Below are 24,333 nucleotides of genomic sequence, written 5' to 3'. Positions count from 1 at the left end.
CCGTCGCTCGGAACTTCGCGCTCAACCTCTATCGCTCCAATGAGTTCTCCAACATGGCTCAGGCTGAACGACTCTGCAAATTTGGCCTAGATACCCTCAAGGCCATTTTTAGAATGAAATAGCCCTGCCTGTAAGCTACAGCCTACGTTGCTCAAAGTATTTAAACCAATGGGAGCCTAAAAACAATACCCCGGACAAAAAATTGCCCTCCATATTACCTGTAAGCCAGAGCCTACGTTGCTCAAAGTATTTAAATCAATGTCAGCCTGAAAACTAACCTTGATTTAAATAGGCAATTGCTAGAGTGATTGCCCTGTAAGCCTTATAGCGTCGTTGCTAAAACTGTCCGGACTGTTGTAAAAACCAACTTTGATTTGAATAGGCGATTGCTAGAGTGATTGTCCTGTAAGCCTTATGGCCTCGTCACTCAAACTGTTTGGACTGTTAGTTTAAGGGTAAGCGTCCTCAGGACTATGCTGGCTGAGCGAAGTCGTTTGCCCTGCGTCTCCCACAGGGAGAAAGCCAAAACCCATGCAGGATGTCTCCTTCGACTCCGCTCAGGGGACGGTTACGTTTAAGGTAATTAAATTAATCTGTCAAAAGCTCTGATTTATTCGTTATTCCCTGTTGTGTAAACTTGAAGATCCTCATTATTTAGATGAATAATAGAAGCTAACCAATGAGCCAGAATATGCGTTCATTGGTTAGCTTCCAAATTTAGCAGCTGTTGCTGATGAGTCAGTTTCAACCCTAGTTGACTGACAAAAGTTATCCGCCCCTCACCCCCAACCCCTCTCCCAGAGGGCGTTCGTGGAGTGTCTCCGAAGGAGAAGGGGAGCCAATCCACTTTTCCGGTTCCCTCTCCCCTCGGGAAAGGGCTAGGGTGAGGGCTTTCGAGGATTCTGTTCACAAGTTTTGTCAGTCAATCAGGTTTCAACCTGCGATCGCATTTATTCCATAAGCTCTCGCACCGGCACCCGCAGCGTTCCATCAGCAACTTCACCAATACAGTTAGCTTTTAGCCGCCTGAGACGGATTGGTTGGTCATCAAACACAACGCAGCGGTCTGTCATAATGCACCTGGAATTTCAGATGCTATGACAGGTCATGAAAATCAACGGCGAGCCGACCAGAACCATTCGCCTGCACCGAGACAATCTCCGCGTGGTGCAGGTGATCGACCAGCGCCAGCTGCCCCATCAGCTCACCTGGCTCGACCTGACCACCGTGGAAGAAGCCGCCTACGCGATCAAAGACATGGTGGTGCGTGGTGCGCCGCTGATTGGGGCCACCGCCGCCATGGGCATGTATCTGGCCGCTCTAGAAGCGGTTGAGGTAGAAGACTTTCGCGACTTTTTGCACCAGGCGGCTCACACCCTGGGTCAGACCCGCCCCACCGCCGTCAATCTGCACTGGGCGCTGACCTCGCAGCTTCAGGTGTTAGCGCAGGTAGCAACAGCCTCAGAGGCGATCGATCGCCTGCGCCAAAACGCCGAGGCCATCATCGACGCCGACGAAGAACAGTGCCGCCAGATCGGTCTCCACGGGGTGACGCTGATTGAGGAGATCTATGCCCGAACCGGGCAACCCGTTAACATTTTGACCCACTGCAACGCGGGCTGGCTGGCCTGTGTGGACTGGGGCACCGCCACCTCGCCCATCTACCACGCCCACGATCGCGGCATTCCGGTCCATGTTTGGGTCGATGAGACTCGCCCCCGCAACCAGGGGGCCAAGCTCACCGCCTGGGAGCTGGGCCAGCACGGTGTGCCCCACACGGTGATACCCGACAATGCGGGCGGTCATCTGATGCAGCACGGCCTGGTGGATCTGGCGATCGTAGGCAGCGATCGCACCACCCGCCAGGGCGACGTCGCCAACAAAATCGGCACCTACCTCAAGGCCCTCGCCGCCCACGACAACGGCGTGCCCTTCTATGTGGCCCTGCCCTCCTCCACCCTCGACTGGACCCTGCGAGACGGGGTTAAAGAAATCCCCATCGAGCAACGCAGCCATGACGAAGTGAAATATATGGATGGTCTTTCCCCCCATGGCGTTACCTCGGTGCTGATCTGCCCGGAGTCTTCCCCCGCTGCCAACTATGGCTTTGATGTCACCCCCGCCCGCCTGGTCACGGGGCTGATTACCGAGCGGGGTATCTGCCCCGCCTCGGAGGCAGGGTTGTTGGGGCTATTCCCAGAACAGGCGGCAGCCTGAGGTGCTGGAGCCAGATGCCAACCCAGCGTCCTGGCGTGCAGGCTCAGCAGGAAGATGGCTGGGCTGGCAGATTTCCTCGGGTGGATATGGGTAGATCTAGGAGGCGACGGGTTCCAGCACCTGCCGTCCCTGGGCCAGAGACTGATCAAACAACGCTTCTAACGCTGCGTTTGCCCCTCGACACCCGGCCACCACTTGCTCTGACCAGTCGAGGTAGTCCTGCCGTCGCTGGGCTGACCAGTCGGCTGGGGGCGACAGGGTGACATCCTGGATATTGGCGATCTTGTCGGCCATTTTGATCTGCTTGGCCCGGTGCGAGAGATGGGGAGCATGTTCAATCTGCAGGCGTTTGCGATCGCCCTTGGGCAAGCTCTTATCGTCAGTCACCTCGGCCACCACCTGTTGCACCTCGGGGCCAAATAGCTCGGTTAGTTCGTCGGGGGTGGTGTCGGTGTCTTCTACCGTGTCGTGGAGCAGGGCTCCCTGGAGCGTGACCAGGTCGGTGACGGTGCCAGTGCTGGCCAGCAACTGTGCCACCCGAATCGGGTGGTTGATATAGGGTGATGCGGCAGGATCTTTGCGGCGCTGATCGCGATGTTTGGTAGCCGCAAAATGGATGGCGTCTAGCAGAGCAGTGGTGGGTAGGGTCATGACTAGGGGAAGGGTTAACTCTCTCCAGCATGCCCGATCATCTGGGGAGCTGACGGCTAACGCCTGCTGACCAACGACGCGATCGCAGCGTACCCCTCCCAGGCCTGACCAAAAGCCGTCAACCACCTCGGCCAAAGTTAAATATTTTCGTCAAATTGTCGTGGTGCTCACCCAACCACCAGTACCTTGAACATTAACCTCATGACTGAATGAGATTGTGTTGTGACCGCGGTAACGCCCCATGCCCCAGCAATTGGACGTTGAACTGAGCTTAACCATCAACGGTGAACCGGTCTCGGTGAAAGCCTGCTCCCCGGCGATGACCCTGCTCGAATACCTGCGCCTGAGCGGGCGGGCCGGCACCAAAGAAGGCTGCGGCGACGGCGACTGCGGCGCCTGTACCGTAGCCATCATCGGGGCAGGGGCCGACGGCCAACCCCACTATCAGGCGGTGAACAGCTGCCTGATTCCCCTCGGGGCGGTGGCGGAGCGGCAGGTATTCACCGCCGACGGCATTACCCAGTGCCATATCCCTAAAGATGCCTTTGTGAAAGAACCCGTCACCGTCGATCAGCTGCACCCCGTGCAGTCGGCGATGGTCGAAACCGGCGGTTCCCAGTGCGGCTACTGCACCCCTGGCTTCATCATGAGTCTGTTTGCCGCCTACTACGACGGTACCCCCGACGACCTCTCGGTGGAGGGTAACCTCTGTCGCTGTACGGGCTACATTCCCATTCGTCGTGCGGCCCAGATGGTGGCCCAGGCCGCTCCCCAGGATAGGTTCGCGGAACAACTACTGTCGGCTTCCACCGTGCTGTCGCCCCTGGCTTACACCACCGATAACAACGGCCACAGCGAGCAGTTTTACCGCCCCACCCAGCTGTCAGAAGTGCTCGACCTGATGCAGCAGTACCCCGACGCTACCCTGGTGGCTGGAGCGACAGATCTGGGCCTGGAGATGAGCTGGCATCGGCAGCACTACCCCACTCTGATTTCCCTGGAAGCGGTGGCTGAACTCAAGCAGATTCAGCAGACCGATGAGTTTGTCGAGATCGGCGCGGCAGTGCCCCTCAGCCACATCGAGGCCAACCTCCACGGCCTCTTCCCCAGCCTGGATGAGATGATCCACTGGTTTGCGGCCCGCCAGGTGCGCAACCGAGCCACCCTGGGCGGCAACATCGGCACTGGTTCCCCCATTGGTGATTTGCCGCCCGTGCTGCTGGCCCTGGACGCGAGGCTGAGACTGGCTGGCCCCAGCGGCGAACGCACAATGCCCCTGGCCGACTTCTTTACCGGTTACCGCCAGACCGAGCTCCAGCCCGGCGAGGTGATTGTTGCGGTGCAGATTCCCCAAACCCTGACGCCTGGAGCGACCCGCCGCCTCACCCAGTCCTACAAAATCGGCAAGCGCGGCACCGACGACATCAGCATTGTGGCCGCCGCCTTTGTGGTGGATGTGGATAGCCGCAATACCATTCTCCACGCCCGACTGGGCTACGGCGGGGTGGCGGCGACGCCGGTCAGGGCCACGGCGGTTGAGGCGTTTCTGGTCGGTCAGCCCTGGAATGCAGAGACCATTCAGGCCGCTAAGCTGTTGTTGAAAGAGGCCTTTACCCCGCTGACTGACCTGCGCGGCAGCGCCGACTATCGCAAGCTTTTGGTGGTGAATTTGTTCGAGAAGTTCTTTGTGGAGTTTTCCTAGCGCCCTCACCCCCAGCCCCTCTCCCCACGGGCGAGGGGAGCCGGTCTTCGTAGGGTGGGCAATGCCCACCGCCCCCTATGCCAGCGACAGTCTATCTCTCACGCTGCGCTTCGTTGGCCTAGTTTCTGCCTAATGCCTATGGTGGGCAGTGCCCACCCTACAACTGCCTAATTAGCCCACCCCTGCCCCTGCCAAGAGGGGACGCCCAAAATCCAAAATCGCCAATCCAAAATCGCCCAGAGGTACCCCCATGAGCCCAGTCGGCCAACGCAAACGTCACGAAAGCGCTGTTGCCCATGTAAGCGGCACGGCAGTCTACACCGATGACCAGCGCGAACCGGCGGGGATGCTGTCGCTGTTCCCGGTCATCTCGCCCCACGTGAAGGCCACGATTACCAAGCTGGATGTCTCACCGGCCCTGGGCGTCGACGGCTGTGTGACCGTGCTCACCGCCGCCGATGTACCCGGCGAAAACAACACCGGGGTGATCGTTCGCGACGAGGTGCTGCTGCCCACCGACGAGGTCAGCTACTACGGACAGGTGGTGGCCTGGGCCGTGGGTGAAACCGAAGCTGCCGCCCGTGAGGCTGCCGCCAAGATTGTGGTGGAGTACGAGCCGCTGCCTGCGGTGAAGACGGTGAAAGAGGCGATCGCGGCCAACAGCTACCACAGCGACCCCCAGTTCATTCGCCGGGGCGACCCCGACGCGGTAATCGCCCAGTCTGAGCACAGCTTCACTGGGGAAGTCGAAATCGGTGGCCAAGACCACTTCTACCTGGAAACCCAAACCAGCTGGGCGGTGCCCGATGGCGAGGGCAACCTCCAGGTCTTTGCCTCGACCCAGCACCCGTCTGAAACCCAGCACATTGTGGCCCGCATTTTGGGTCTGCCCAGTAACCGGGTGGTCTGCACCTGCCTGCGCATGGGCGGTGCTTTTGGCGGCAAAGAATCCCAGGCCAACCCCTTTGCCTCGGCGGCGGCCCTGGCTACCTATAAGACCGGCAGACCCGCCCGCTGCCGCCTGCGTCGCCACCACGACATGCTGATCACCGGCAAGCGCCACGGCTTTTTAGGCGAGTACAGGGTGGGCTTTGACGGCGACGGCCACATCACCGCCATGAAGGCCACCCTAACCGCTGACGGGGGCTGGAGCCTTGATCTCTCTCCCCCGGTGCTGGCCCGGGCCATGCTCCATGTGGATAATGCCTACTACATCCCCAATCTGGTGGTAGAAGGGCGGATCGCCAAGACCAACCGGGTGTCGAACACGGCCTATCGCGGCTTTGGCGGCCCCCAGGGCATGATCGTAATCGAGGAGGTGTGCGATCGCATTGCCCGCACCCTCAACCTGCCCCCCGACCTAGTGCGCGAGCGCAACTTCTACCACGGCACCGGGGCCACCAGCACCACCCACTACGACCAGGAGATCGTCGACAACCGCATCGCTCGGGTCTGGCAAGAGGCCCAGGACAGCTCGAACTATCTGGCGCGGCGGGCGGCGATCGCCGCCTTTAACGAGACCAGCCCCCACAAAAAGCGTGGTCTCGCCATTACCCCGGTCAAGTTCGGCATTTCCTTCAACAAGGTGATGTACAACCAGGCCGGGGCGCTGGTGCTGATCTACACCGACGGTAGCATTCAGCTCAACCACGGCGGCACCGAAATGGGCCAGGGCCTGCACACCAAAATGCTCCAGGTGGCGGCCAAAGCCCTGGGCGTCAATCTCGATCGCATTCGGATGATGCACACCAGCACCGACAAGGTGCCCAACACCTCGGCCACCGCCGCCTCCAGTGGCTCAGACCTGAACGGCCAGGCGGTGAAGAATGCCTGCGAGACCCTGCGCGATCGCCTGGCCGGAGTCGCCGTGCGCATGCTCAACCTCGATGCCCCCGAAGATATGGTCTTTGAAGACGACTGGATCTACTGCCGCACCTACCCCAGCGCCCGCATTGCCTTCGATGAGGTGGTGCAGCAGACCTACAGCGAGCGCATCAGCCTGTCGGCCACGGGCTTCTACCGCACTCCCAACATCTTTTGGGATCCCAAACTCGGCAAGGGTCGCCCTTTTTACTACTTCGCCTACGGCAGCGCCGTATCAGAGGTCGAGGTCGATGGCTTTACCGGCACCTTTAAGCTGCGCCAGGTCGATATCGTCCACGATGTCGGTGAGTCGATCAACCCCCTAGTTGACCGGGGCCAGATCGAAGGCGGCTTTGTTCAGGGCATGGGCTGGCTGACCATGGAAGAACTGGTGTGGGATGACGAGGGTCGCCTGCGCACCTTCGCCCCCAGCACCTACAAGATCCCCACCATCAGCGAAGTGCCCGAACAGTTTACCGTGCACCTGCTGGAGCGCGCCGCCCAGGATGGCGTCATCTATGGCAGCAAGGCCGTGGGGGAACCGCCCTTTATGCTGGCGATGTCGGTGCGGGAGGCGATTCGCGCCGCTGTGGCCGCCTTTGGCAACGCCGACTATGTGCCCCTGGGGTTACCGGCGACCCCGGAGGCGACCCTGTGGGCGATCGAAGCAGTGAAAGCCGCAACGCCCCAGGGACAGCCCGTGGAAGTCGTGTCCTAAGCCAAGACCTCTCCACAGCTGGCTGGCCTTTGACTACAATGGAAAGATTGAGAAGATTTTCTCAGTTGAAGATCTGGGCGGCTGGCGTTGCCTGGTCTGTCGAATCATTTTTCTGCCTAAAAGGCTCAAATCATGCCACTGCCTGTTGTTGCGGTTATCGGTCGCCCGAATGTGGGCAAATCTACCCTAGTTAACCGCCTGGCCGGGGCGCAAGATGCCATTGTCTACGACCAGCCGGGGGTAACTCGCGATCGCACCTACCAGCCTGCCTTTTGGCGCGATCGCGACTACCTGGTGGTCGATACCGGCGGCCTGGTATTCGACGACGACACCGAGTTTTTGCCCTACATTCGTGAACAGGCCCAGCTGGCGCTGACCGAGGCCAGCGCCGCCGTGTTGGTCGTAGATGGCCAGACTGGGCCGACCGAATCTGACCGCGACATTGCCTCCTGGCTACGGCAGCAGTCGGTGCCGGTGTTGCTAGCGGTCAACAAGTGCGAATCCCTCGATCACGGCCTGGTGCAGGCGGCCCAGTTTTGGGAGCTGGGGCTGGGCGAGCCCTACGCCGTCTCCGGTATTCACGGCAATGGCACGGGTGAACTGCTCGATGCCCTGGTGGAGTTTCTGCCCGAAACCGTCGAAGAAGCAGCGACCGAAGAGATCAAGGTCGCCATTGTCGGACGGCCCAACGTGGGCAAGTCGAGCCTGCTGAATGCGTTTGTTGGCGAGACGCGGGCCATCGTTAGCCCGATTTCAGGCACGACCCGCGATGCGATCGACATGCAGGTGCGGCACGGCGACCAGATCTATCGCCTGATCGATACCGCAGGCATTCGCAAGAAAAAGAGCGTCGAGTACGGCCCCGAATTCTTTGGCATTAACCGCGCCTTTAAAGCCATTCGCCGGGCCGATGTGGTGCTGCTGGTGATCGATGCCCTAGATGGCGTCACCGAGCAGGATCAAAAGCTGGCGGGCCGGGTTGAAGAAGACGGTCGGGCCTGCGTGATTGTGGTGAATAAATGGGATGCCGTCGATAAAGACAGCTACACCATTTACGACGTCGACCACCAAATCTCGGCCCGCCTCAACTTTCTCGATTGGGCCAAGCGCATCTTTGTCAGTGCCAAGACCGGCCAGCGGGTACCCAAAATTTTAGAACTGGTCGATCAGGCCGTGGAGCAGCACCGTCGCCGGGTCACCACCTCGGTAGTCAACGAAGTGCTAGAGGATGCGGTCAAGTGGCACACCCCACCCACCACCCGCCAGGGCCGCCAGGGCCGCATTTACTACGGCACCCAGGTCACCGTGAGGCCCCCGTCATTTACGCTGTTTGTGAATGATCCCCACCTGCTGAAGGACAACTACCGCCGTTACGTCGAGCGCCAGTTTCGCGAGAATTTGGGCTTTGAGGGCACCCCCATTCGGATATTTTGGCGGGGCAAGGCCATGCGCGACCTAGAGCGCAACAACCCCAACCGAGCGACGAAAGTGAAGTGACATTTTGGATTTGCGATTTTGGATTTTGGAGGGGTTAGTTAAGATCTCGCAAAAACTGTAGTTCACGAATCTTGTATGGCGGCATAGCTTCCGGCCAAAATCTAAAATCCAAAATCTAAAATCCAAAATTGCCACCGGTAGTCAAAAGCCCACCCACAACTCCATGGATCTCCTTCGCTCACTGCCCATTGGCCTTTACCTGGAGCAGCCCGTCACCTGGCTGCATCGGCTCGACCCCAGGGTCAAAATGGTCTGGCTGATGAGCATTTTAATTTCTCCGATTCTGGCCAATGCCTACTGGCGGTTTGGGCTAGTGGCGCTGTTGGTGCTGTTGACCCTGGTGGCGCGCGTTCCCTGGCGAGTGTGGCGGCAGCAGATGGGCTGGCTGGTGCTGCTCAGCACCTTGGTGATGGGGTTGACCTTTATCATGCCCGACGGGCTCCAGGTGGCGCAGACGCCACGGTTGCCCACCCCAGCCGATATGGCGACCCTAGACGATCCCCCAGAGACGCTACCGGAGTTGCCCCAACCCACGTCGTACCGCTATGTGGTGTTTGACTGGGGGCCGATTACCGTCACCCGGCGATCGCTGGAGTTGGGCATTCGCATTGGCACGCTGCTGTTTACCCTGATCTACGGCACCAATCTCTACCTGCTGACCACCGCCCCTGAAGAAATTACCCTGGCCCTGGAGTCGGTGTTGTCACCGCTGCGATGGCTGCGGCTACCGGTGACCGAAATTGCCCTCACGGTCACGCTCTCACTCCGCTTTATCCCGCTCGTGCTGGAGGAAGTGCAAAATTTGGTGCGATCGGTACAAACTCGGGCCATCAACTGGAAGAAGCTGGGCTTGCGCGGGTCGGCCCAGGTGTGGCTAGCGGTGGTCGAGCGACTCTTGCAAAACCTGCTGCTGCGAGCCGAACAGATTTCGGCGGCGATGGAGGTACGCGGCTTTACCAGCCCCAACGAGCATCAGGTACGCTGGCACGAGCTGGTGCTGCGCTCCTGGGACTGGTTTCTGCTGGGGGCAATCGTCGTGTTTTGGTGGGCTAGGTGGGTGTGGGGAGGCGAAGCTTGACTGAGCGACAGTGGTGGGTGCGATCGCAGCCCCTCAGGCACCGCACTGGCAGCGATATTTTTCAACATCTCTATGGCGCTCTGTTGCAACAGCCCCCGACCGCATCTACGGTCGTAGCCCTGCTGGAGAGCCCCTACCCCCTACCCGCCGCCGCTCAACCCCATGCCATTCACAGCCGCTATTCTATCTGTGCCGGGCCACCCCGCCACCTAGACGGTGTGACCCAAGTGTGGACACCGACAGTAGGCCACATTCTGCCCGCCCTGACCGAGCGGTTGGCGACAGCCCATCAGATCTGCCTTCTGGGCGACGAGGCCGAGGTCGCTGAGCAAACTCTGCCCTTTACCGGCGGCTGGCTCGGCTGGCTCGGCTACGACTTCGCCTGGGAGATCGAGCGCCTGCCCACGCTCAACACCGATCCCCTCCCCTTTCCAGTGGCGCTATGGTACGAGCCCGCCACCTTCGCCGTGCTCGACCACCAGGCCCAGCGGCTGTGGCTGGCCGCCCCAACCCCAACCGAGGCCGAGGCTATGGAGCAGGGGCTGGCGCGCCCCTCAGCAGAGGTATTTTGGCCCCCAGTGACCCAGGGCTCCCACGGCCTCACCCTGGCCATGACGGCAGCAGAGTACCAGCAGGCCGTCCTCCAGGCCAAGCAGCATATTCAGGCCGGGGATGTCTTTCAGGTCAATCTGTCACTGCGGTTTTCGACCACCACCACCACCCATAGCTGGTCGCTGTACCGCAGGCTCCAGCACATCAATCCGTCACCCTTTGCCTGCTACTGGCGCACCCCCTGGGGCAGCGTGATTAGCTGCTCGCCAGAACGACTGATAAAGTTGCAGGATGGCACAGCCCAGACCCGTCCCATCGCCGGTACCCGACCCCGGGGATCAACCCCAGAGCAGGACGCAGAACTGGCCCAAACCCTGCTGAGCAACCCTAAGGAGCGGGCCGAGCACATTATGCTGGTAGATCTAGAGCGCAACGACCTGGGCCGGGTGTGCCAGTGGGGCACGGTGCAGGTCGATGAGTTGCTGACCGTCGAGTACTACAGCCATGTGATGCACCTGGTCAGCAATGTGGTGGGGCAGTTGCAGGGCGATTGCCGTTCCGGCAGGCTGCGCCCACGCACCGCCATCGATTTAATTCGCGCCACCTTCCCGGGAGGGACTATTACGGGCTGCCCCAAGGTACGCTGTATGGAAATTATTGAGGCCCTAGAGCCGGTACGCCGCAGTCTGTTCTACGGCTCCTGTGGTTACCTCGACCGACGCGGCTACCTCGACTTAAATATTTTGATTCGTACATTATTATTTGGGCATACTGATGACTCATCGCCCGCAGTATCTACGGTCTGGGGACAAGTGGGAGCAGGAATTGTAGCGGACAGTGATCCCCTGCGGGAATGGCAGGAGTCGCTGCAAAAAGCCAAGGCCCAGCTCTTAGCCTTGGGGTTAGGCTAATACCATCAGTCGCAATCAATCGTAACAATTACCCTCTCTCCCCCTCAAATGCATGCAGAATGCACGCCAGGTTCTAGAATGCATGTGACGAATTTAACGGACATAACTATCATCCTGCCGTAAGAGCAGGCCCTATTCCATACTTGAATGAGCACAGAAACTTACCTCAACCACCCCAACTTTGGCCTGCTCTTCAGAGTATGCATGGTAGATGACGGCGAAGAGCTGTTCGCCACGCTCTATGCCCAGCGGCTGTTTTTTTTGGTCACCCAGTCACCCACCGAGGGTCTGGTGTTTCAGCCCTTGGGCCGCAGTAACGCCCGCATGATTCTTGAAGGACGTTTGCGCACGTTGCGGCGAGCCGGGCAGCAGGTCGATTACGATCGACTACAGCACACCTATAAACAGACCTTTCAATGACCAGTGCCCCTAGCACACCCCGCTTATCCGAGCAGTTTGAGGCCATCCGCCAGAGCCTTCCCCCCACCGTTACGCTGGTCGCCGTCACCAAATTCTTGCCGGGAGAGACCATTCGGGCGGCCTATGCGGCCGGTGTGCGCCATTTTGGCGAAAGTCGGGTACAGGAGGCGATCGCCAAACAAGCTGAGCTTGCCGACCTCACCGACCTCACCTGGCATTTAATCGGCCACCTGCAAACCAATAAAGCTCGCAAAGCCGTCGAGCATTTCCACTGGATTCATTCGGTCGATAGTCTCAAGCTGGCCCAGCGCCTCAATCAAATCGCCCAGGAGCTCGATCGCAGGCCCCAGTGCTGTCTCCAGGTCAAACTGGTGCCCGACCCCTCTAAGCACGGCATTGACGCCAGCGAGTTAAGCGATCTGTTGCCCCAGTTCGACCAGTTGACCCAGCTTCACATTCGGGGGCTGATGACCATTCCTCCCCAGGGGGCTAGTGCTGATACCCTGCAGGCCGTGTTTAAAGGAGCGGCAACCCTGGCCGCTACTATCAATCAACAAGGCTTTAACCATCTGCATATCGACCAGCTTTCCATGGGGATGTCGGGAGACTACATGGATGCGATCGCCTGTGGTGCCACTATGATTCGCCTGGGTACGGTTCTGTTTGGGCCCAGACCCACATGACTGCGCCGTGAGATGCAGCCTTTCCCAAAAAGTTTTTAACTAATTATGAACTGAATAGTCCATTTTTAGTTTTCGTGTATACTGTTGTCTCAATATTCTATGTACAGGATATTTACAAAGTCCTAACCCGGCTCTGACTCAGAAGAGAAACAGCACATTGTCATGGCGGTCTATCGCTGAGTTGTTAAGTCAGGTTTAGACGATCAGGCCCCTTAAGCCGGTCTGATGCCCCCCATACCCCCAGGCTAGCCGATAAATTTTCGCAGCAGCCGTTGCAAATGGAAATTTGGCGCTATCATTGCCTTCGGATAACTGGAGCATGATGACCCCATCGGTTCATCGCCGCCGGGGTAGCCTACCTGAGTGATAGTCATCGTGGAGTGTAAGTTGTGAGCAACATGTTTTCTAAACTGCGGGACTTCGTTGGCCTAAACGACCCGGCAGACTACGACTACGAATACGAAGAAATGGATGGTGAGGAGTACCAGAGCCTCTACCAAGAAGAAAATACCCAGCCGATTGTGCAGCCCCAGCCCGAAGAGATTCGGCGTAGCCGCCCTCGTCGCGAACGAATGATGCCCACTGATGCCGCAGGAGTGACCCCCATGGCCAGCAATGTAATTGGAATGCCCGGTGCCATGAACGGCACCTCTGAAGTCGTGGTAATGGAGCCTCGCTCCTTTGAAGAAATGCCTCAGGCGATTCAGGCCCTGCGGGAACGCAAGTCTGTCGTGTTGAACCTGACCATTATGGATCCCGACCAAGCCCAGCGGGCCGTTGACTTTGTGGCAGGCGGCACCTACGCTATCGACGGCCACCAAGAGCGCATTGGCGAGAGCATCTTCCTGTTTACACCCAACTGCGTACAGGTCAGCACTCCCACTGAGTACGAAGAAGAAGTCTTTATGGGGCAGTCCCAGGGCATGCCCGTACCGGGTCAAATGCCCCCGGCTCCCACCTGGGGTGCCGAGCCCGTGGCCCGCATGGCCTAGGCTATCAGCTTGACAGTTATCCAGAACGCTCTTAGCAGCGCTCAACTGTGACTATCGCGGCCCTCAGACTAGCTCTGAGGGCCTCCTTGCGCTATGGTCATCACTGACGACAGGACATGTAAGTCGCAGGTGAGGCTATGCCCGAGGCAATATTTGGGGTTATCGGCGGCGGGATGATGGGAGAGGCTCTCATCGCCCGCCTTCTTGATCAGGGAATTTTTGCCCCTGAGGTGGTACTGGTCAGTGACCCCCAGGCGGCGCGACGTGAGGTACTGCACCAGACCTACGGGGTGCAGACTACCGAAGAAAATCAGGCGGTGGTAGCGGCTGCCCCCACGGTGTTATTGGCCATTAAACCCCAGATGTTGACGGCGGTGGCTAGAAACTTGCGTCCCCCCGTCCACGCCGCACCCCTGCTGCTGTCGATTCTCGCTGGGGTTCCCCTGGCCCGGTTAAACGCCGCGTTCCCTGGCTGGGCTGTGGTCAGAGCCATGCCCAATACCCCCGCTACCGTGGGGGCCGGGGTCACAGCCCTGGCAGCCGACGATGCCGTTAGCGATCAGCAGCGGCAGCAGGCACGCACTATTTTTGCCAGCGTAGGTACGGTGATAGACGTGCCTGAGTACCAGATGGATGCGGTCACGGCACTCTCTGGGTCGGGGCCTGGGTATATAGCCCTGGTGGTGGAGGCGCTGGCGGATGGCGGTGTGGCGGTGGGTCTGCCTCGGGCGATCGCGCTGGAGCTGGCGATTGCCACTGTACGCGGCACTGGCGAACTGTTGACCCAGGCAGACTTGCACCCGGCAGTCCTAAAAGACCGTGTCACCAGCCCTGGTGGCACGACGATCGCAGGAATTTCAGCGCTTGAAGCAGGGGGGATGCGATCGACTTTGATGGCTGCGGTGCGATCGGCTTATATAAGGTCTAAAGAACTGGGAGAGGCTTGAAAATTTAGGCCAATGGAGTCTTCGCCAGTATTAATGTCGCCCAGGATAGAACGCGTCAAGTGAGGTTAATCGCATTCAGAAGCTAGCTGAGGGCAATCAACAGCAGTTATTGGAGGCTTGGCATGATTTCTTCAAGGGATGAAACTTTCGGCATTCTAGAAATTCAGCAGGCTTCTGTTTCGGCAGACCTGCTCACGGTCAAGCTGTCTGATGGATGCCTAATTGCTGTACCACTGGCCGGGTATCCCCGTCTACTTTGGCGTCATAGTGTGGGATAACCCTCAGGCATCACAGTCCTCAAAACTGCCAAACTTCTAAGAGCCGATCGCAACTTCGTTGACGCTCTGAGGCGGGCGAGAATGACTATTTCCAGCTCTAGCAGCAATCTGCTCTGCCAAATACTCGGCATCGCGGGCAATACCCGAAAACCGGGCCGACCCCCAGGTATAGAGCCAGGGCAAACCGATAAAATACAGCCCCGGTACCGCCGTCACCCCCCGGCGATGCCCCGGGTAGCCCTGGCCATCGAAGACAGGTAGCTCAACCCAGCTGTAGTCAATGCCGTAGCCAATGCACCAAATCACCGAGGCAATATTGGCCTCGCGGTAATCGAGATCGGAGGGAATGACCTCAGGCTCCCAAACCGACTGATAGGGCGGATCGACCGGAGCCTCGATATTGTTTTTTTCGATATAGCCGTCGATGGTGCGCTTGATGCTTTCGGCCACGGCATCGGCCTGGTCGAGGTTTTGCTTCAGGTCGTCGCCAAAGATCAGGCGAGTACCTTGAATATCGGTTAGCCGACCGTGCAGCCCCATACCCTGGAGCGCTAAGTGGCGCAGGTCAATTTCGTGGCCCCCGTCGCGCCCGGTAACGTAGTGGTTGGTCTTGTGGCGCACGGTCTCTTTTTGGGGATGGTCGTCAATGGCCAGGTCGTAGTAGCCCATTTGATCGAGCCATTCGACCACGTCTTTGCCGCGATAGCGACGGGGCGATCGCGGCGCCCCCCCCACGCACAAATGTACCTGCCGCCCGGCTAGATGCAGGTCTTCGGCAATCTGGCAGCCCGACTGGCCAGTACCCACCACCAGCACCGCACCCGCCGGTAACGACTCAGGGTTGCGATACTCAGCCGCATGCAGTTGCCATACCTCAGGGGCCAGTCGCTCTGCCAGCCGAGGAATTTTAGGCGTATGGTAGCCGCCAGTGGCCACCACCACCTGATCGGCCGTGAAGCTCCCCTCGCTGGTGAGCACCTCAAACCCACCGCCATCACGCTGACGCACCCGCTGCACCGTTACTCCAGTCTGGATGGGCGGGTTAAAGTGGCTAGCGTAGCGCTCGATGTACTCCACAATGGCGTCACGACCCATGAAACCCTCGGGGTCGTCGTCGGAGTAGGGAAAGCCCGGTAGTTGACACTGCCAGTTGGGGGTGACTAAACAAAATGAATCCCACCGTTTATGGCGCCAGGAATGAGCAATTTGATGCTGTTCAAACCCTATGTGGTCAATGCCCAGACGCTGCAGGCAGTAGCTCACCGACAGCCCGGCCTGACCGCCACCAATGATGATTACGCCGTGGTGCATAGTATTGCTGAGTCCTGAAGAGTGAGTGAGGCCCGCTAGGGCTATAGGTTCGTACCCTAGGTCGTTGCCCAGGGGATACATGTAACTGCGGCTACAGAAAACCCTGATCTAGCGCTAGTGGCAGGGCCAGAGGGTGCGATCGCATCGTCATCACCCGATTCAGCCTGCATTGGCATCGTACCCCTATCACTTTCAATAGGGGTAGCCCATCGCTGATACCCACACACGGGCAATTTTTAGACGCCCACCTGTTGATTAGGCTAGACCCGCAGGGTTTGTAGTTGCTGATACGGGAACCCACCAGCATCGCCCTTAAGGTTCTGACATGTGCAGTCATGACTGCCTGACTGCCAAAATCTTTTGCCAGGAGCGAAAATCTATGCCTGAAGTAACCAAGCCAGCTCACCAGGCTGGAGACTTTTTTGTTGACTACGAAGAGAAAGTCTTTCCCGATGTGCAGGCCGAGCCGGGCGAAAAAGCTCTGGTCACCTTCCACACCGTGGCCTTTGAAGGGTCAATTGGTTTAGTCAACCTGCTGCAAGCGACTCGCCTGATTCGCAAAGGGTTTGATACTTCGGTGCTGCTCTATGGCCCTGGGGTCACCCTGGGGGTGCAGCGCGGTTTTCCTAAGCTCAACGACGAAGCGTTCCCCGGTCATCTGGCTATGAATAATCAGGTCGTTAAGCTGCTGGACATGGGCTGCAAGATCTACGCCTGTCGCTTTGCGCTCCAGGCGCTCTACGGCCACGGCGAGCCCTCCCTGATTCCCGGTATTCGCCCCATTAGCCCCCTCGATGTGCTCGATATTGTGCTCGTGCACCGCAAGGAAGGGGCCTTCATTCTCGACACCTGGACAATGTAGCGACGCGTAGGATGGGCAAGGCGAAGCATGCCCATCCTGCGTCATTCTCGCCCGGGTGGGCATTGCTCACCGCCCTCCTCTAACCACCGCCTCCCATGGATTACACCAAAACCATTCGAGCCGCCGCCGCACAAATTAGCCCCGTGCTGTTTAGCTGTGACGGCACCACCGAAAAGGTGCTGGAAACCATTGCTCAGGCTGCCCAGGCCGGGGTAGACCTGATCGTCTTTCCAGAGACGTTTATTCCCTACTATCCGTACTTCTCGTTTGTGCAGCCCCCCGTGCTGATGGGCAAAGAGCACATGCGGCTGTACGAGGAAGCTGTCGTGGTGCCGGGGCCAGTCACCGATGCGGTGAGCCGAGCGGCACGCTCCTACGGCATGGTGGTGGTGCTGGGGGTCAACGAGCGCGACGCCGGTTCCCTCTACAACACCCAGCTGGTGTTTGACGCCGACGGTGCCCTGGTGCTGAAGCGGCGCAAAATCACCCCCACCTACCACGAGCGCATGGTTTGGGGACAGGGCGATGGAGCTGGTCTGCGGGTAGTAGACACAGCGGTGGGCCGCGTAGGCGCGCTGGCCTGCTGGGAGCATTACAATCCCCTGGCTCGCTACGCTCTGATGAGCCAGCAGGAGCAAATTCACTGCGGCCAGTTTCCGGGGTCGATGGTGGGGCAGATTTTTGGCGACCAGATGGAGGTCACCATGCGCCACCACGCCCTGGAGTCGGGCTGTTTTGTGGTCAATGCCACAGGCTGGCTGACCCCAGAGCAAAAGCAGCAGATCAGCCGCGATGAGGCTATGCATCGGGTGCTGTCGGGAGGTTGCTATACGGCCATCATCAGCCCCGAGGGGGTGCCTCTGAGCGAGCCCATTACCGCAGGGGAAGGGTTGGCGATCGCAGACCTCGATTTTTCCCTGATCACCAAGCGCAAACGCATGATGGACTCGGTGGGCCACTACGCCCGCCCTGACCTGCTGCGCCTGCACATCAATGCTGAGCCCTGGTCGGTGGTCGAGACCTCTGCCCCCAATGCCCAGGATGCTCAGGCAAGTGCGGCTGCTCAAAACACTGGAGAGGTTGGCACCAGCCCGCCCACAGGCCTAGAAATCCCGGCTTCCTAGGGTAGGCAACGGTCTTCAAGACCTCATAGCCAGGCATAAAAGAGGCTGCCCCCAGGGGTGGCATAGATTGGCGCAGGATTTTATCGGGGATCGAACAGCAGGCCATGAACAAGCAACGGCTAATTACAGAGTTACAGTCAAACGGGTTGCGATTGGTAGAGTCTACGCCCGGGGCATCAGGGCGCCGGGGTGGGGCAGGCCCCTCCGACCACCGGGCGATTACCATCGACGGTACAACCGTCATGGTGCCGGTCTACACCCACAGCGCAGCGCACTCTCCCTATACCCTCAGGGCTACGGCAGCCAGCCCTCTGCATCTAGAATCTGCGGGCAAGGCCATTATCCCCATCGACGTGCCCAATGCGCCTCAGTTCTACGGTCTGACCACCGCCGATGGCATTCCCTATTCCAAGATTGCGCTGCTCCACGGGCGCGACGTGTTGGCTACCACGGTGCAGCAAACCTGCATGCGCTACCGCGACCCGGCCACCGCCTGCCAGTTTTGCGCGATCGAAAAATCCCTGGATGCCGGGCGCACCATTGCCCGCAAGACCCCCCAACAGCTCGCTGAAGTGGCCGAAGCCGCCGTGCGCCTCGATGGCGTCACCCACATGATTATGACCACCGGAACGCCCAATACCAGCGATCGCGGCGCGGCCTACTTAACCGAATGCGCTACCGCCATTCGTCAGCGGGTGAACCTGCCGATACAGGCGCAGTGTGAGCCCCCCGACGACTTTAGCTGGTTTAGCCGGATGCAGGCCGCTGGCATTGACAGCCTGGGCATGCATCTAGAGGCCGTAGACCCTGAGGTGCGGGCCAGAATTATGCCGGGTAAAGCCGAAGTTCCTCTGACCGTCTATTACCAGGCCTTTGAGGCGGCGGTGAAAGTGTTTGGCTGGGGTCAGGTGAGCACCTACCTGCTAGCCGGTCTGGGCGACAGTTTGGAGACTTTGGTCGAAGCCAGCGATCGCCTGATTCAGATGGGCGTTTACCCCTTTGTGGTGCCCTTTGTGCCCATTGGCGAAACTCCTCTGTCGCACCATCCTGCCCCCAGTAGCGAGTTCATGTTCACCCTTTACCAGCGGGTCGGCACGCTGCTCAAACAAGCGGGCATGGCGGCGGCGGACATGAAAGCGGGCTGCGCCAAGTGCGGTGCTTGCTCAGCGCTGTCCACCTTTGAGGGTTGACCCACCCCTGCCCCTCCCAAGAGGGGATTCCGTAGCTTCTGATATCTGAGATTCCACCCCATCGACGACCATGGCACTCCATCGCTACAGCTTTGAGCTGGCTAAATCCTCCGCAGACTTCAAGGGTTATTTCACCCTGCGCCAGGCCATTTTTTGCGAAGAACAAGGGCTGTTTGACCAGGACGATGGCGACACTATTGATGGCGTCGCCTACCCCATCGTCGCACTGGATCACGAGGCACCTCATGAGGATCGGGTGGTTGGCGTAGTGCGCATCTACGAAAAATCGCCCCGGCTCTGGTATGGCGGGCGTTTGGGCGTTCACCCCGACTATCGGCGGGTCGGGCGGATCGGCAAGGGACTGATCCACAAGGCGGTGACAACGGCCAACACCTGGGGCTGCGATCGCTTTCTCGCTACCGTACAGGAGCAAAACGTGCGGTTCTTCCAGCGCCTGCACTGGGACTCCCTGGAGGAAATCGTGCTGTGCGATCGCCCCCACCATTTGATGGAAGCCGACCTCAACCACTATCCTCCCGGTAGCGAAGTGCGGCCTGTCTTGCCCTGGGAAGTCCAGCAGGTGTCCTAAGGTCTTTATGACAGACGATCTAACGCTGGGGGAACTGGCCGCCGAACTACGGCGATCGCTAGGCATTCTGCACAAGCAAGATATTCAAACAGCGTCAGATAGACTAGGGCGCTGCGTCCCCGCTACCGATCAGTCGCCGATTTGGCTGGGGGATGACTGTGCCGCCATTCCCGATGGCGAGGGCTATCTGCTGCTGGCCGCAGAGGGGATGTGGCCCACCCTGGTGGAAACTGACCCCTGGTTTGCCGGGTGGTGCGCCGTTATGGTCAACGTCAGCGATATTTACGCCATGGGTGGCCGCCCCATCGCCATAGTAGATACCCTTTGGAGCCAGTCGCCCCAGCAGGTGGAACCGCTGTGGCAGGGCATGGTCGCAGCATCCCAAGCCTTCAACGTGCCGATTGTAGGGGGGCACACCAGCTGCCACAGCCCCTATGCGGCCCTGTCGGCGGCGATTTTGGGTCGAGCCAGTCGCCTGATCACCAGCTTTAGCGCCCAGCCGGGGGATGTGCTGCTGCATGTCACCGATATGCAGGGGCAGATGCACCCCCACTATCCGTTTTGGAATGCGGCAACCGAGAGCGATCGCGAGCGCCTGCAAAGCAACCTGGAACTCTTACCCAATCTGGCCGAAGCGGGTCTCTGCGACACCGGTAAAGACATCAGCATGGGCGGCATTGTCGGCACCACGCTGATGCTGCTAGAGACCTCGGGCTGCGGGGCGGTGCTGGATGTGGGTGCGATCGCGCCTCCCCCCAATCTGGACCGACTGCCCTGGCTGCTCAGCTTCCCCAGCTACGGCTATCTGCTCAGCGTACGACCCCAAGCCGTAGCCCAGATTCAGCCCCAGTTCTACCGCCGAGACCTACTGTGCAACCCCATCGGCACCATTACCCATGGCCATAACCTCATCCTTCAGCTTGGGGGTGAGTCCCTCTGCTTCTGGGATCTTGCCACCGACCCCCTAACCGGATTTGCTCCTGCTGTCCAGAGCCGTGCATCAGAGCACAACGATTGAGCTACGATGCTTTGGTATGCATGGCAGTCGGGGAAATGGCCTGTTGGCTATAGCGGGTTGCAGGTCAGCGAGTCACTCCGGTAACCAGAATGGTAGAACGGTTTAGCCAGTCGCGATGGCCGCTGTTCTCTCGCCGAGCAGTGCAGAAAACATGCCGTGGGGCATGGCCGCAAAGACAGTTAAGCCCATTCAGTTTGCTTGGGCAACAGAGTGTTATCAGAGCGCTATCGAGCCCATTTGGTCGGTGATTTTTCCTCTGCCTATGTCTTCTCCAGACTCTTCTGCTAACGATAACTTTAGTCTTCAGATGCCAACGCTACGGCTTTTGATTGTCGAAGATGATCCGGTCATGCGTTTAGGCTTAGAGCATCTTTTGAGCGGTTATTCCCAATTGGAGATTGTGGAACAGGTGGAGGATGGATACTCTGGCGTTGAAGCCGTACTTCGCCTACAGCCAGATTTGGTGATTATGGATATTGGCCTGCCCGAATTGGACGGCATTGCGGCTACCCAGCAAATCAAAGCTCAGCGGCCCGAAACACGGGTAATGATGCTGACGTCCCACAGGTCTGAGCAAGAGATTGTGGCCGCCCTGTCGAGCGGAGCAGATGGCTACTGCGTCAAGGGTGTAGGACTAGAGAAATTGGTCATGGCGATCGCCTGCGTTCACGATGGAGCGGTCTATCTTGACCCGCAGGTTGCTCAGTGCGTGGTGCAACATTTGCAGCCCGTCCTCCGTAACCAAGCAAGCAGCCCTCTCACAGAGCGGGAACTGGAGGTACTCAAGCTCATCGTAGACGGGTATAGCAACCCAGAAATTGCCGCCACGCTTTACATCAGCCTCAGTACGGTAAAAGCCCATATTCGAGGCATCATGAACAAATTAGCCGTTGACGATCGCGTCCAAGCTGCCGTCGTAGCATTGCGCTCAGGCTGGATATAGGGGCAGCGTGAACCAAAAGGTTGAGCCTTCCCCCAGGCGACTCATCACGCCAATCTCGCCACCATGGGCGGTAATAATCTGCTTGCAAATATACAAGCCCAACCCTAGCCCCGGCATATATCGCGCCCGCAAGCCCCTAGCATAGAGCTCAAACAAGCGTTGGCATTGGTCTGGGGCAATGCCAACACCGTTGTCTTGCACAATACAAAGCAGCATTGGGGCTTTAAAACAGCGCTGTATGTGATGAATCGCGATGCTCTCTGCTGCGCTTTCCCGTTTCTCGTGGCCCAGGTATTGATGCCGCTGCTGGGGCTCTATAACCGTTGCATCTAGGGTCAAATGAATGCCATGGGGGTTATGTTTTAGCGCATTTTCAATTAGATTACTAAATACCCGCCAAAGCTGATTTGTATCGGCGTTGACTAGAGGCAGCCCAGGGGCCATGTGATTGGTGAGCTGAACCTTTTTTTTGATCAAGCTCTGCTGTAGGTCAACCAAGACCGAGTCGACCAGTTGCCCAATTTCCACCGGAGCACGATGCAAAATAATTCCCTGGATTGAGGTGACATGCGACTCAATGAGAGAATGAATCAAGGTAAGTTGGCGATCGCTCCCTTCCAGCAGGCGCTCAATCACCGATCGCTTGATGCTGATTTCGGCTCCCGATGGGTACTGATCTAACAAACTTTTGAGCACGATTGAAGTGCCCACTACGGGGGTTTGTAAATCATGGGAAACAGAATATAGAAACACCTGGAGCTGACGATGGGCTTTGAATTCCGATCGTTTTAATCGCTCATACAGATATACCGCCAGAATGCTAACGGAACAAACCCAGGCAATTTCAATAATTTTCCCGGTGGAGTAAAGTCGATAGGTATCCGTTGTCCCTAGAGTTGTCAGCCCAATTGCTGGATAGACAAGGGCATAGTAGGCAATGGGCAACGATTGAGCAACCAAATGCAGACGCCAATGTACGGGAATTAGGATAGCGATCGCCAGAAACACCTGGGTACCGGGAGTAATTGGAATACCATAAAACGTTGTGATGATTTGCCCAACCAACTCATTAATCGAACAGGCGAATAGTAGAAATAAACCGGCGACATGTTGCCTACCCCAGGCTGTGCGCTGCCCGAGCAAACAAATCACCATCAGACTAGGCGCAACCAGATGAAAAATAATCGTTACGTCTCGGTAGGCATCTGCGATCGATGCATCTCCTAACAAAATAAGGAAGTGCCGCCTCAACTCCTCGATTTCAACCACCGTATAGTAAACGCTGTGCAGGCCTGAGATCAAAAGCCAGAACAACCCCAACCATAATCCCAGCCGTAGGCGCTGTTGAAAAAACTGATGCCGCCAGGTTAGATAGTCGCTAGATTCTGGGTTCGATTTAAGATAGCTCAACACAACCTGGGCCTGGCATCTCAGCCAGTTCCAAACAAGTTGGGCCGGTGCTGGGCGCTGATTTAACCTGACAGACCGTCGCATGGGCATTAAGGCTAAGGACGATCTATTGACCGCCTGCGTTAAGGACTCAGGATGGTAGTGATGAAGGCGACTGTATCATATATGCAGAACGGCTCTGGAACAATTGGCCAATGGATCTAACTTGTCAGCCAGGTTAAATATTACCCGATCGGTCAATGTCAAATCTCCGTAACCGTGATGGGATGATTGTAGTCCAGCCATCAGTAAAGATATGGCCATCATCTTGAGAGAAGCTACCCGTTGTGACATACCCGCGATCGCAAGGGTTCATGTCAAAACTTGGCAAACCACTTACCGAGGCATTCTCCCTGACGAGTTTCTGAAGAATCTATCCTACGAGAGACGAGAAAATAGCTGGCACCAAGTTTTTGAAAACGCCTCAAAGGATAAAAATTTTACCTACGTCGCCCAAAATAGATCGGGTGAAATTGTGGGCTTTGCAAATGGTGGCTTAGAACGCACAGGCAATGTGGTTTATCAAGGCGAGTTGAACGCAATTTACATTCTAAAGAGCGATCAGCAAAAAGGGATTGGGCGGACATTATACCGAGCAGTAGTGCAGAGATTAGCTCAGATGCAGATACATTCTATGTTGGTATGGGTATTAGAAAAAAATCCGGCTTGTCAATTTTATGACATTTTTGGAGGTAGAATCATCGATAAAAAAGAGATTGAAATCGGCGGAACTAATCTTGCTGAGATTGCCTATGGCTGGATCTATAAGTAGTCTACTTTGGTGCATCATGCTGGGTGGTGATGCGTTTTTCAATGATTAAGATCCTTGGCCTTTAATCTCAGAAAACATACTTATGCCACTTGTTTTACGGATAGGGGTAACAATCGCCTATTGGATGCTGACCTTACTGCCAACCATTTTTCTCTTACTTCTGCTCATGGTTGTATGGCGAGCAAGTAGTCTGTTAGGTCACTTACCCATTCCAACTGTTGATGATCCTAAATTTATTGAAGATTCCTGGTTCGTGGGGTTATATTTTCCAACTATTCTTCTGTTTGCATTTGTACGTCCCCTGTTGCCATATATTTGGGTTCCATTTACATCGTTAATGCTATGGCTAAGCTATCGCTTTGGGGGAAGCGATCGCGTCAAAAAGACGCTGTGGGCTAGTTTGATGTACGTTGCCATATATCTACTGCCTGGTTTAATACGCCAATTCAAATCTGAAGTGCATCAGCGTCTGATTTATCTGAATAGAATACTTCAAATGGCGTTTTATAGTCAAGCGATTTTCTTGGTCTTTTGTTAATCAACATGACGGCTCTTTCTAATGTCTC

20 protein-coding genes and 1 pseudogene are annotated in these 24,333 nt (G+C 57.6%); 17 read left to right on the top strand and 4 right to left on the bottom strand.

Annotated features, from left to right (window positions below):
* The first annotated feature begins 1,107 nt into the window (after positions 1-1,107).
* The gene (gene mtnA / locus IQ254_RS18130) at positions 1,108-2,217 is read left to right on the top strand and encodes an S-methyl-5-thioribose-1-phosphate isomerase (protein ID WP_193967567.1); all 1,110 of its coding nucleotides are present in this window, start codon (positions 1,108-1,110) and stop codon (positions 2,215-2,217) included.
* Between the two features lie 96 nt (positions 2,218-2,313).
* Here the strand turns inward: mtnA and IQ254_RS18125 are convergent, their stop codons facing one another.
* Positions 2,314-2,994, bottom strand: coding sequence for an HD domain-containing protein (locus IQ254_RS18125; RefSeq protein WP_313887486.1), 681 nt, complete (start codon positions 2,992-2,994; stop codon positions 2,314-2,316).
* Between the two features lie 115 nt (positions 2,995-3,109).
* Here IQ254_RS18125 and xdhA point away from each other — a divergent pair, with 115 nt between their 5' ends.
* From xdhA to proC, 9 genes are all read left to right on the top strand, one after another.
* Positions 3,110-4,570 carry a xanthine dehydrogenase small subunit gene (gene xdhA, locus IQ254_RS18120; protein WP_193967566.1) on the top strand — a complete coding sequence of 487 codons (1,461 nt, stop codon included), beginning with the start codon at positions 3,110-3,112 and terminating at the stop codon, positions 4,568-4,570.
* 250 nt (positions 4,571-4,820) lie between these two features.
* Positions 4,821-7,151, top strand: a complete 2,331-nt coding sequence (gene xdhB, locus IQ254_RS18115) for a xanthine dehydrogenase molybdopterin binding subunit (RefSeq protein WP_193967565.1) — start codon at positions 4,821-4,823, stop codon at positions 7,149-7,151.
* 132 nt (positions 7,152-7,283) lie between these two features.
* Complete coding sequence (gene der, locus IQ254_RS18110) at positions 7,284-8,648, top strand: ribosome biogenesis GTPase Der (protein ID WP_193967564.1); 1,365 nt, start codon at positions 7,284-7,286, stop codon at positions 8,646-8,648.
* A gap of 163 nt (positions 8,649-8,811) precedes the next feature.
* Entirely contained in the window at positions 8,812-9,726 is a 915-nt protein-coding gene (locus IQ254_RS18105; RefSeq protein WP_193967563.1) for an energy-coupling factor transporter transmembrane protein EcfT, read from the top strand.
* Positions 9,723-11,189, top strand: coding sequence for an anthranilate synthase component I (locus IQ254_RS18100; RefSeq protein ID WP_193967562.1), 1,467 nt, complete (start codon positions 9,723-9,725; stop codon positions 11,187-11,189). The genes IQ254_RS18105 and IQ254_RS18100 overlap by 4 nt, the downstream gene beginning before the upstream one ends.
* A 147-nt stretch (positions 11,190-11,336) precedes the next feature.
* Positions 11,337-11,609, top strand: coding sequence for a transcriptional coactivator PipX (gene pipX / locus IQ254_RS18095; protein WP_193967561.1), 273 nt, complete (start codon positions 11,337-11,339; stop codon positions 11,607-11,609).
* Complete coding sequence (locus IQ254_RS18090; RefSeq protein WP_193967560.1) at positions 11,606-12,292, top strand: YggS family pyridoxal phosphate-dependent enzyme; 687 nt, start codon at positions 11,606-11,608, stop codon at positions 12,290-12,292. Before pipX ends, IQ254_RS18090 begins: the two co-directional genes overlap by 4 nt.
* A 389-nt stretch (positions 12,293-12,681) precedes the next feature.
* Entirely contained in the window at positions 12,682-13,284 is a 603-nt protein-coding gene (locus tag IQ254_RS18085; RefSeq protein WP_193967559.1) for a cell division protein SepF, read from the top strand.
* Positions 13,285-13,421: 137 nt separating this feature from the next.
* On the top strand, positions 13,422-14,231 hold the full coding sequence (gene proC / locus IQ254_RS18080) for a pyrroline-5-carboxylate reductase (protein WP_193967558.1): 810 nt from the start codon (positions 13,422-13,424) through the stop codon (positions 14,229-14,231).
* Positions 14,232-14,545: 314 nt separating this feature from the next.
* Here proC and IQ254_RS18075 read toward each other — a convergent pair whose 3' ends face one another.
* On the bottom strand, positions 14,546-15,820 hold the full coding sequence (locus IQ254_RS18075; RefSeq protein WP_193967557.1) for an MSMEG_0569 family flavin-dependent oxidoreductase: 1,275 nt from the start codon (positions 15,818-15,820) through the stop codon (positions 14,546-14,548).
* A gap of 379 nt (positions 15,821-16,199) precedes the next feature.
* Here IQ254_RS18075 and IQ254_RS18070 point away from each other — a divergent pair, with 379 nt between their 5' ends.
* The 6 genes from IQ254_RS18070 (at position 16,200) to IQ254_RS18045 (ending at position 21,546) form a co-directional block, all read left to right on the top strand.
* Positions 16,200-16,682: an MSMEG_0572/Sll0783 family nitrogen starvation response protein gene (locus IQ254_RS18070; protein ID WP_193967556.1), complete on the top strand. Its 483-nt coding sequence runs from the start codon at positions 16,200-16,202 to the stop codon at positions 16,680-16,682.
* A 95-nt stretch (positions 16,683-16,777) separates the two neighbouring features.
* Positions 16,778-17,806, top strand: coding sequence for a Nit6803 family nitrilase (locus IQ254_RS18065; RefSeq protein WP_228040845.1), 1,029 nt, complete (start codon positions 16,778-16,780; stop codon positions 17,804-17,806).
* A gap of 104 nt (positions 17,807-17,910) precedes the next feature.
* A complete protein-coding gene (locus IQ254_RS18060; RefSeq protein ID WP_193967555.1) occupies positions 17,911-18,996 on the top strand; it encodes an MSMEG_0568 family radical SAM protein in 1,086 nt (361 codons plus the stop codon).
* Between the two features lie 70 nt (positions 18,997-19,066).
* A complete protein-coding gene (locus IQ254_RS18055; RefSeq protein WP_193967554.1) occupies positions 19,067-19,585 on the top strand; it encodes an MSMEG_0567/Sll0786 family nitrogen starvation N-acetyltransferase in 519 nt (172 codons plus the stop codon).
* 7 nt (positions 19,586-19,592) lie between these two features.
* On the top strand, positions 19,593-20,603 hold the full coding sequence (locus tag IQ254_RS18050; protein WP_193967553.1) for a sll0787 family AIR synthase-like protein: 1,011 nt from the start codon (positions 19,593-19,595) through the stop codon (positions 20,601-20,603).
* Between the two features lie 262 nt (positions 20,604-20,865).
* Positions 20,866-21,546: a response regulator transcription factor gene (locus tag IQ254_RS18045; RefSeq protein ID WP_193967552.1), complete on the top strand. Its 681-nt coding sequence runs from the start codon at positions 20,866-20,868 to the stop codon at positions 21,544-21,546.
* Here IQ254_RS18045 and IQ254_RS18040 read toward each other — a convergent pair.
* Positions 21,532-23,040, bottom strand: coding sequence for a sensor histidine kinase KdpD (locus tag IQ254_RS18040; RefSeq protein ID WP_193967551.1), 1,509 nt, complete (start codon positions 23,038-23,040; stop codon positions 21,532-21,534). The genes IQ254_RS18045 and IQ254_RS18040 overlap by 15 nt on opposite strands.
* Positions 23,041-23,251: 211 nt before the next feature.
* Here IQ254_RS18040 and IQ254_RS18035 point away from each other — a divergent pair, with 211 nt between their 5' ends.
* Positions 23,252-23,767, top strand: coding sequence for a GNAT family N-acetyltransferase (locus IQ254_RS18035; protein WP_228040844.1), 516 nt, complete (start codon positions 23,252-23,254; stop codon positions 23,765-23,767).
* 446 nt (positions 23,768-24,213) lie between these two features.
* Here the strand turns inward: IQ254_RS18035 and IQ254_RS31620 are convergent.
* Positions 24,214-24,333: pseudogene (locus IQ254_RS31620) on the bottom strand (IS30 family transposase); the annotation flags it as partial.

This window comes from Nodosilinea sp. LEGE 07088 (assembly GCF_015207395.1).
Taxonomy (GTDB): Bacteria; Cyanobacteriota; Cyanobacteriia; order Phormidesmidales; family Phormidesmidaceae; genus Nodosilinea.
This window is presented reverse-complemented; position numbering and strand designations above follow the sequence as displayed.

Bases quoted from the DNA above. Each gene is read 5' to 3' on its own strand.
- IQ254_RS18075 (WP_193967557.1), bottom strand. From the start codon at position 15,820: ATGCACCACGGCGTAATCATCATTGGTGGCGGTCAGGCCGGGCTGTCG.
- IQ254_RS18055 (WP_193967554.1), top strand. From the start codon at position 19,067: ATGGCACTCCATCGCTACAGCTTTGAGCTGGCTAAATCCTCCGCAGAC.
- IQ254_RS18070 (WP_193967556.1), top strand. From the start codon at position 16,200: ATGCCTGAAGTAACCAAGCCAGCTCACCAGGCTGGAGACTTTTTTGTT.
- xdhB (WP_193967565.1), top strand. From the start codon at position 4,821: ATGAGCCCAGTCGGCCAACGCAAACGTCACGAAAGCGCTGTTGCCCAT.
- proC (WP_193967558.1), top strand. From the start codon at position 13,422: ATGCCCGAGGCAATATTTGGGGTTATCGGCGGCGGGATGATGGGAGAG.
- IQ254_RS18060 (WP_193967555.1), top strand. From the start codon at position 17,911: ATGAACAAGCAACGGCTAATTACAGAGTTACAGTCAAACGGGTTGCGA.
- IQ254_RS18105 (WP_193967563.1), top strand. From the start codon at position 8,812: ATGGATCTCCTTCGCTCACTGCCCATTGGCCTTTACCTGGAGCAGCCC.
- pipX (WP_193967561.1), top strand. From the start codon at position 11,337: ATGAGCACAGAAACTTACCTCAACCACCCCAACTTTGGCCTGCTCTTC.
- IQ254_RS18050 (WP_193967553.1), top strand. From the start codon at position 19,593: ATGACAGACGATCTAACGCTGGGGGAACTGGCCGCCGAACTACGGCGA.
- mtnA (WP_193967567.1), top strand. From the start codon at position 1,108: ATGAAAATCAACGGCGAGCCGACCAGAACCATTCGCCTGCACCGAGAC.
- IQ254_RS18045 (WP_193967552.1), top strand. From the start codon at position 20,866: ATGTCTTCTCCAGACTCTTCTGCTAACGATAACTTTAGTCTTCAGATG.
- IQ254_RS18035 (WP_228040844.1), top strand. From the start codon at position 23,252: ATGGCCATCATCTTGAGAGAAGCTACCCGTTGTGACATACCCGCGATC.
- IQ254_RS18090 (WP_193967560.1), top strand. From the start codon at position 11,606: ATGACCAGTGCCCCTAGCACACCCCGCTTATCCGAGCAGTTTGAGGCC.
- xdhA (WP_193967566.1), top strand. From the start codon at position 3,110: ATGCCCCAGCAATTGGACGTTGAACTGAGCTTAACCATCAACGGTGAA.
- IQ254_RS18040 (WP_193967551.1), bottom strand. From the start codon at position 23,040: ATGCGACGGTCTGTCAGGTTAAATCAGCGCCCAGCACCGGCCCAACTT.
- der (WP_193967564.1), top strand. From the start codon at position 7,284: ATGCCACTGCCTGTTGTTGCGGTTATCGGTCGCCCGAATGTGGGCAAA.
- IQ254_RS18065 (WP_228040845.1), top strand. From the start codon at position 16,778: ATGGATTACACCAAAACCATTCGAGCCGCCGCCGCACAAATTAGCCCC.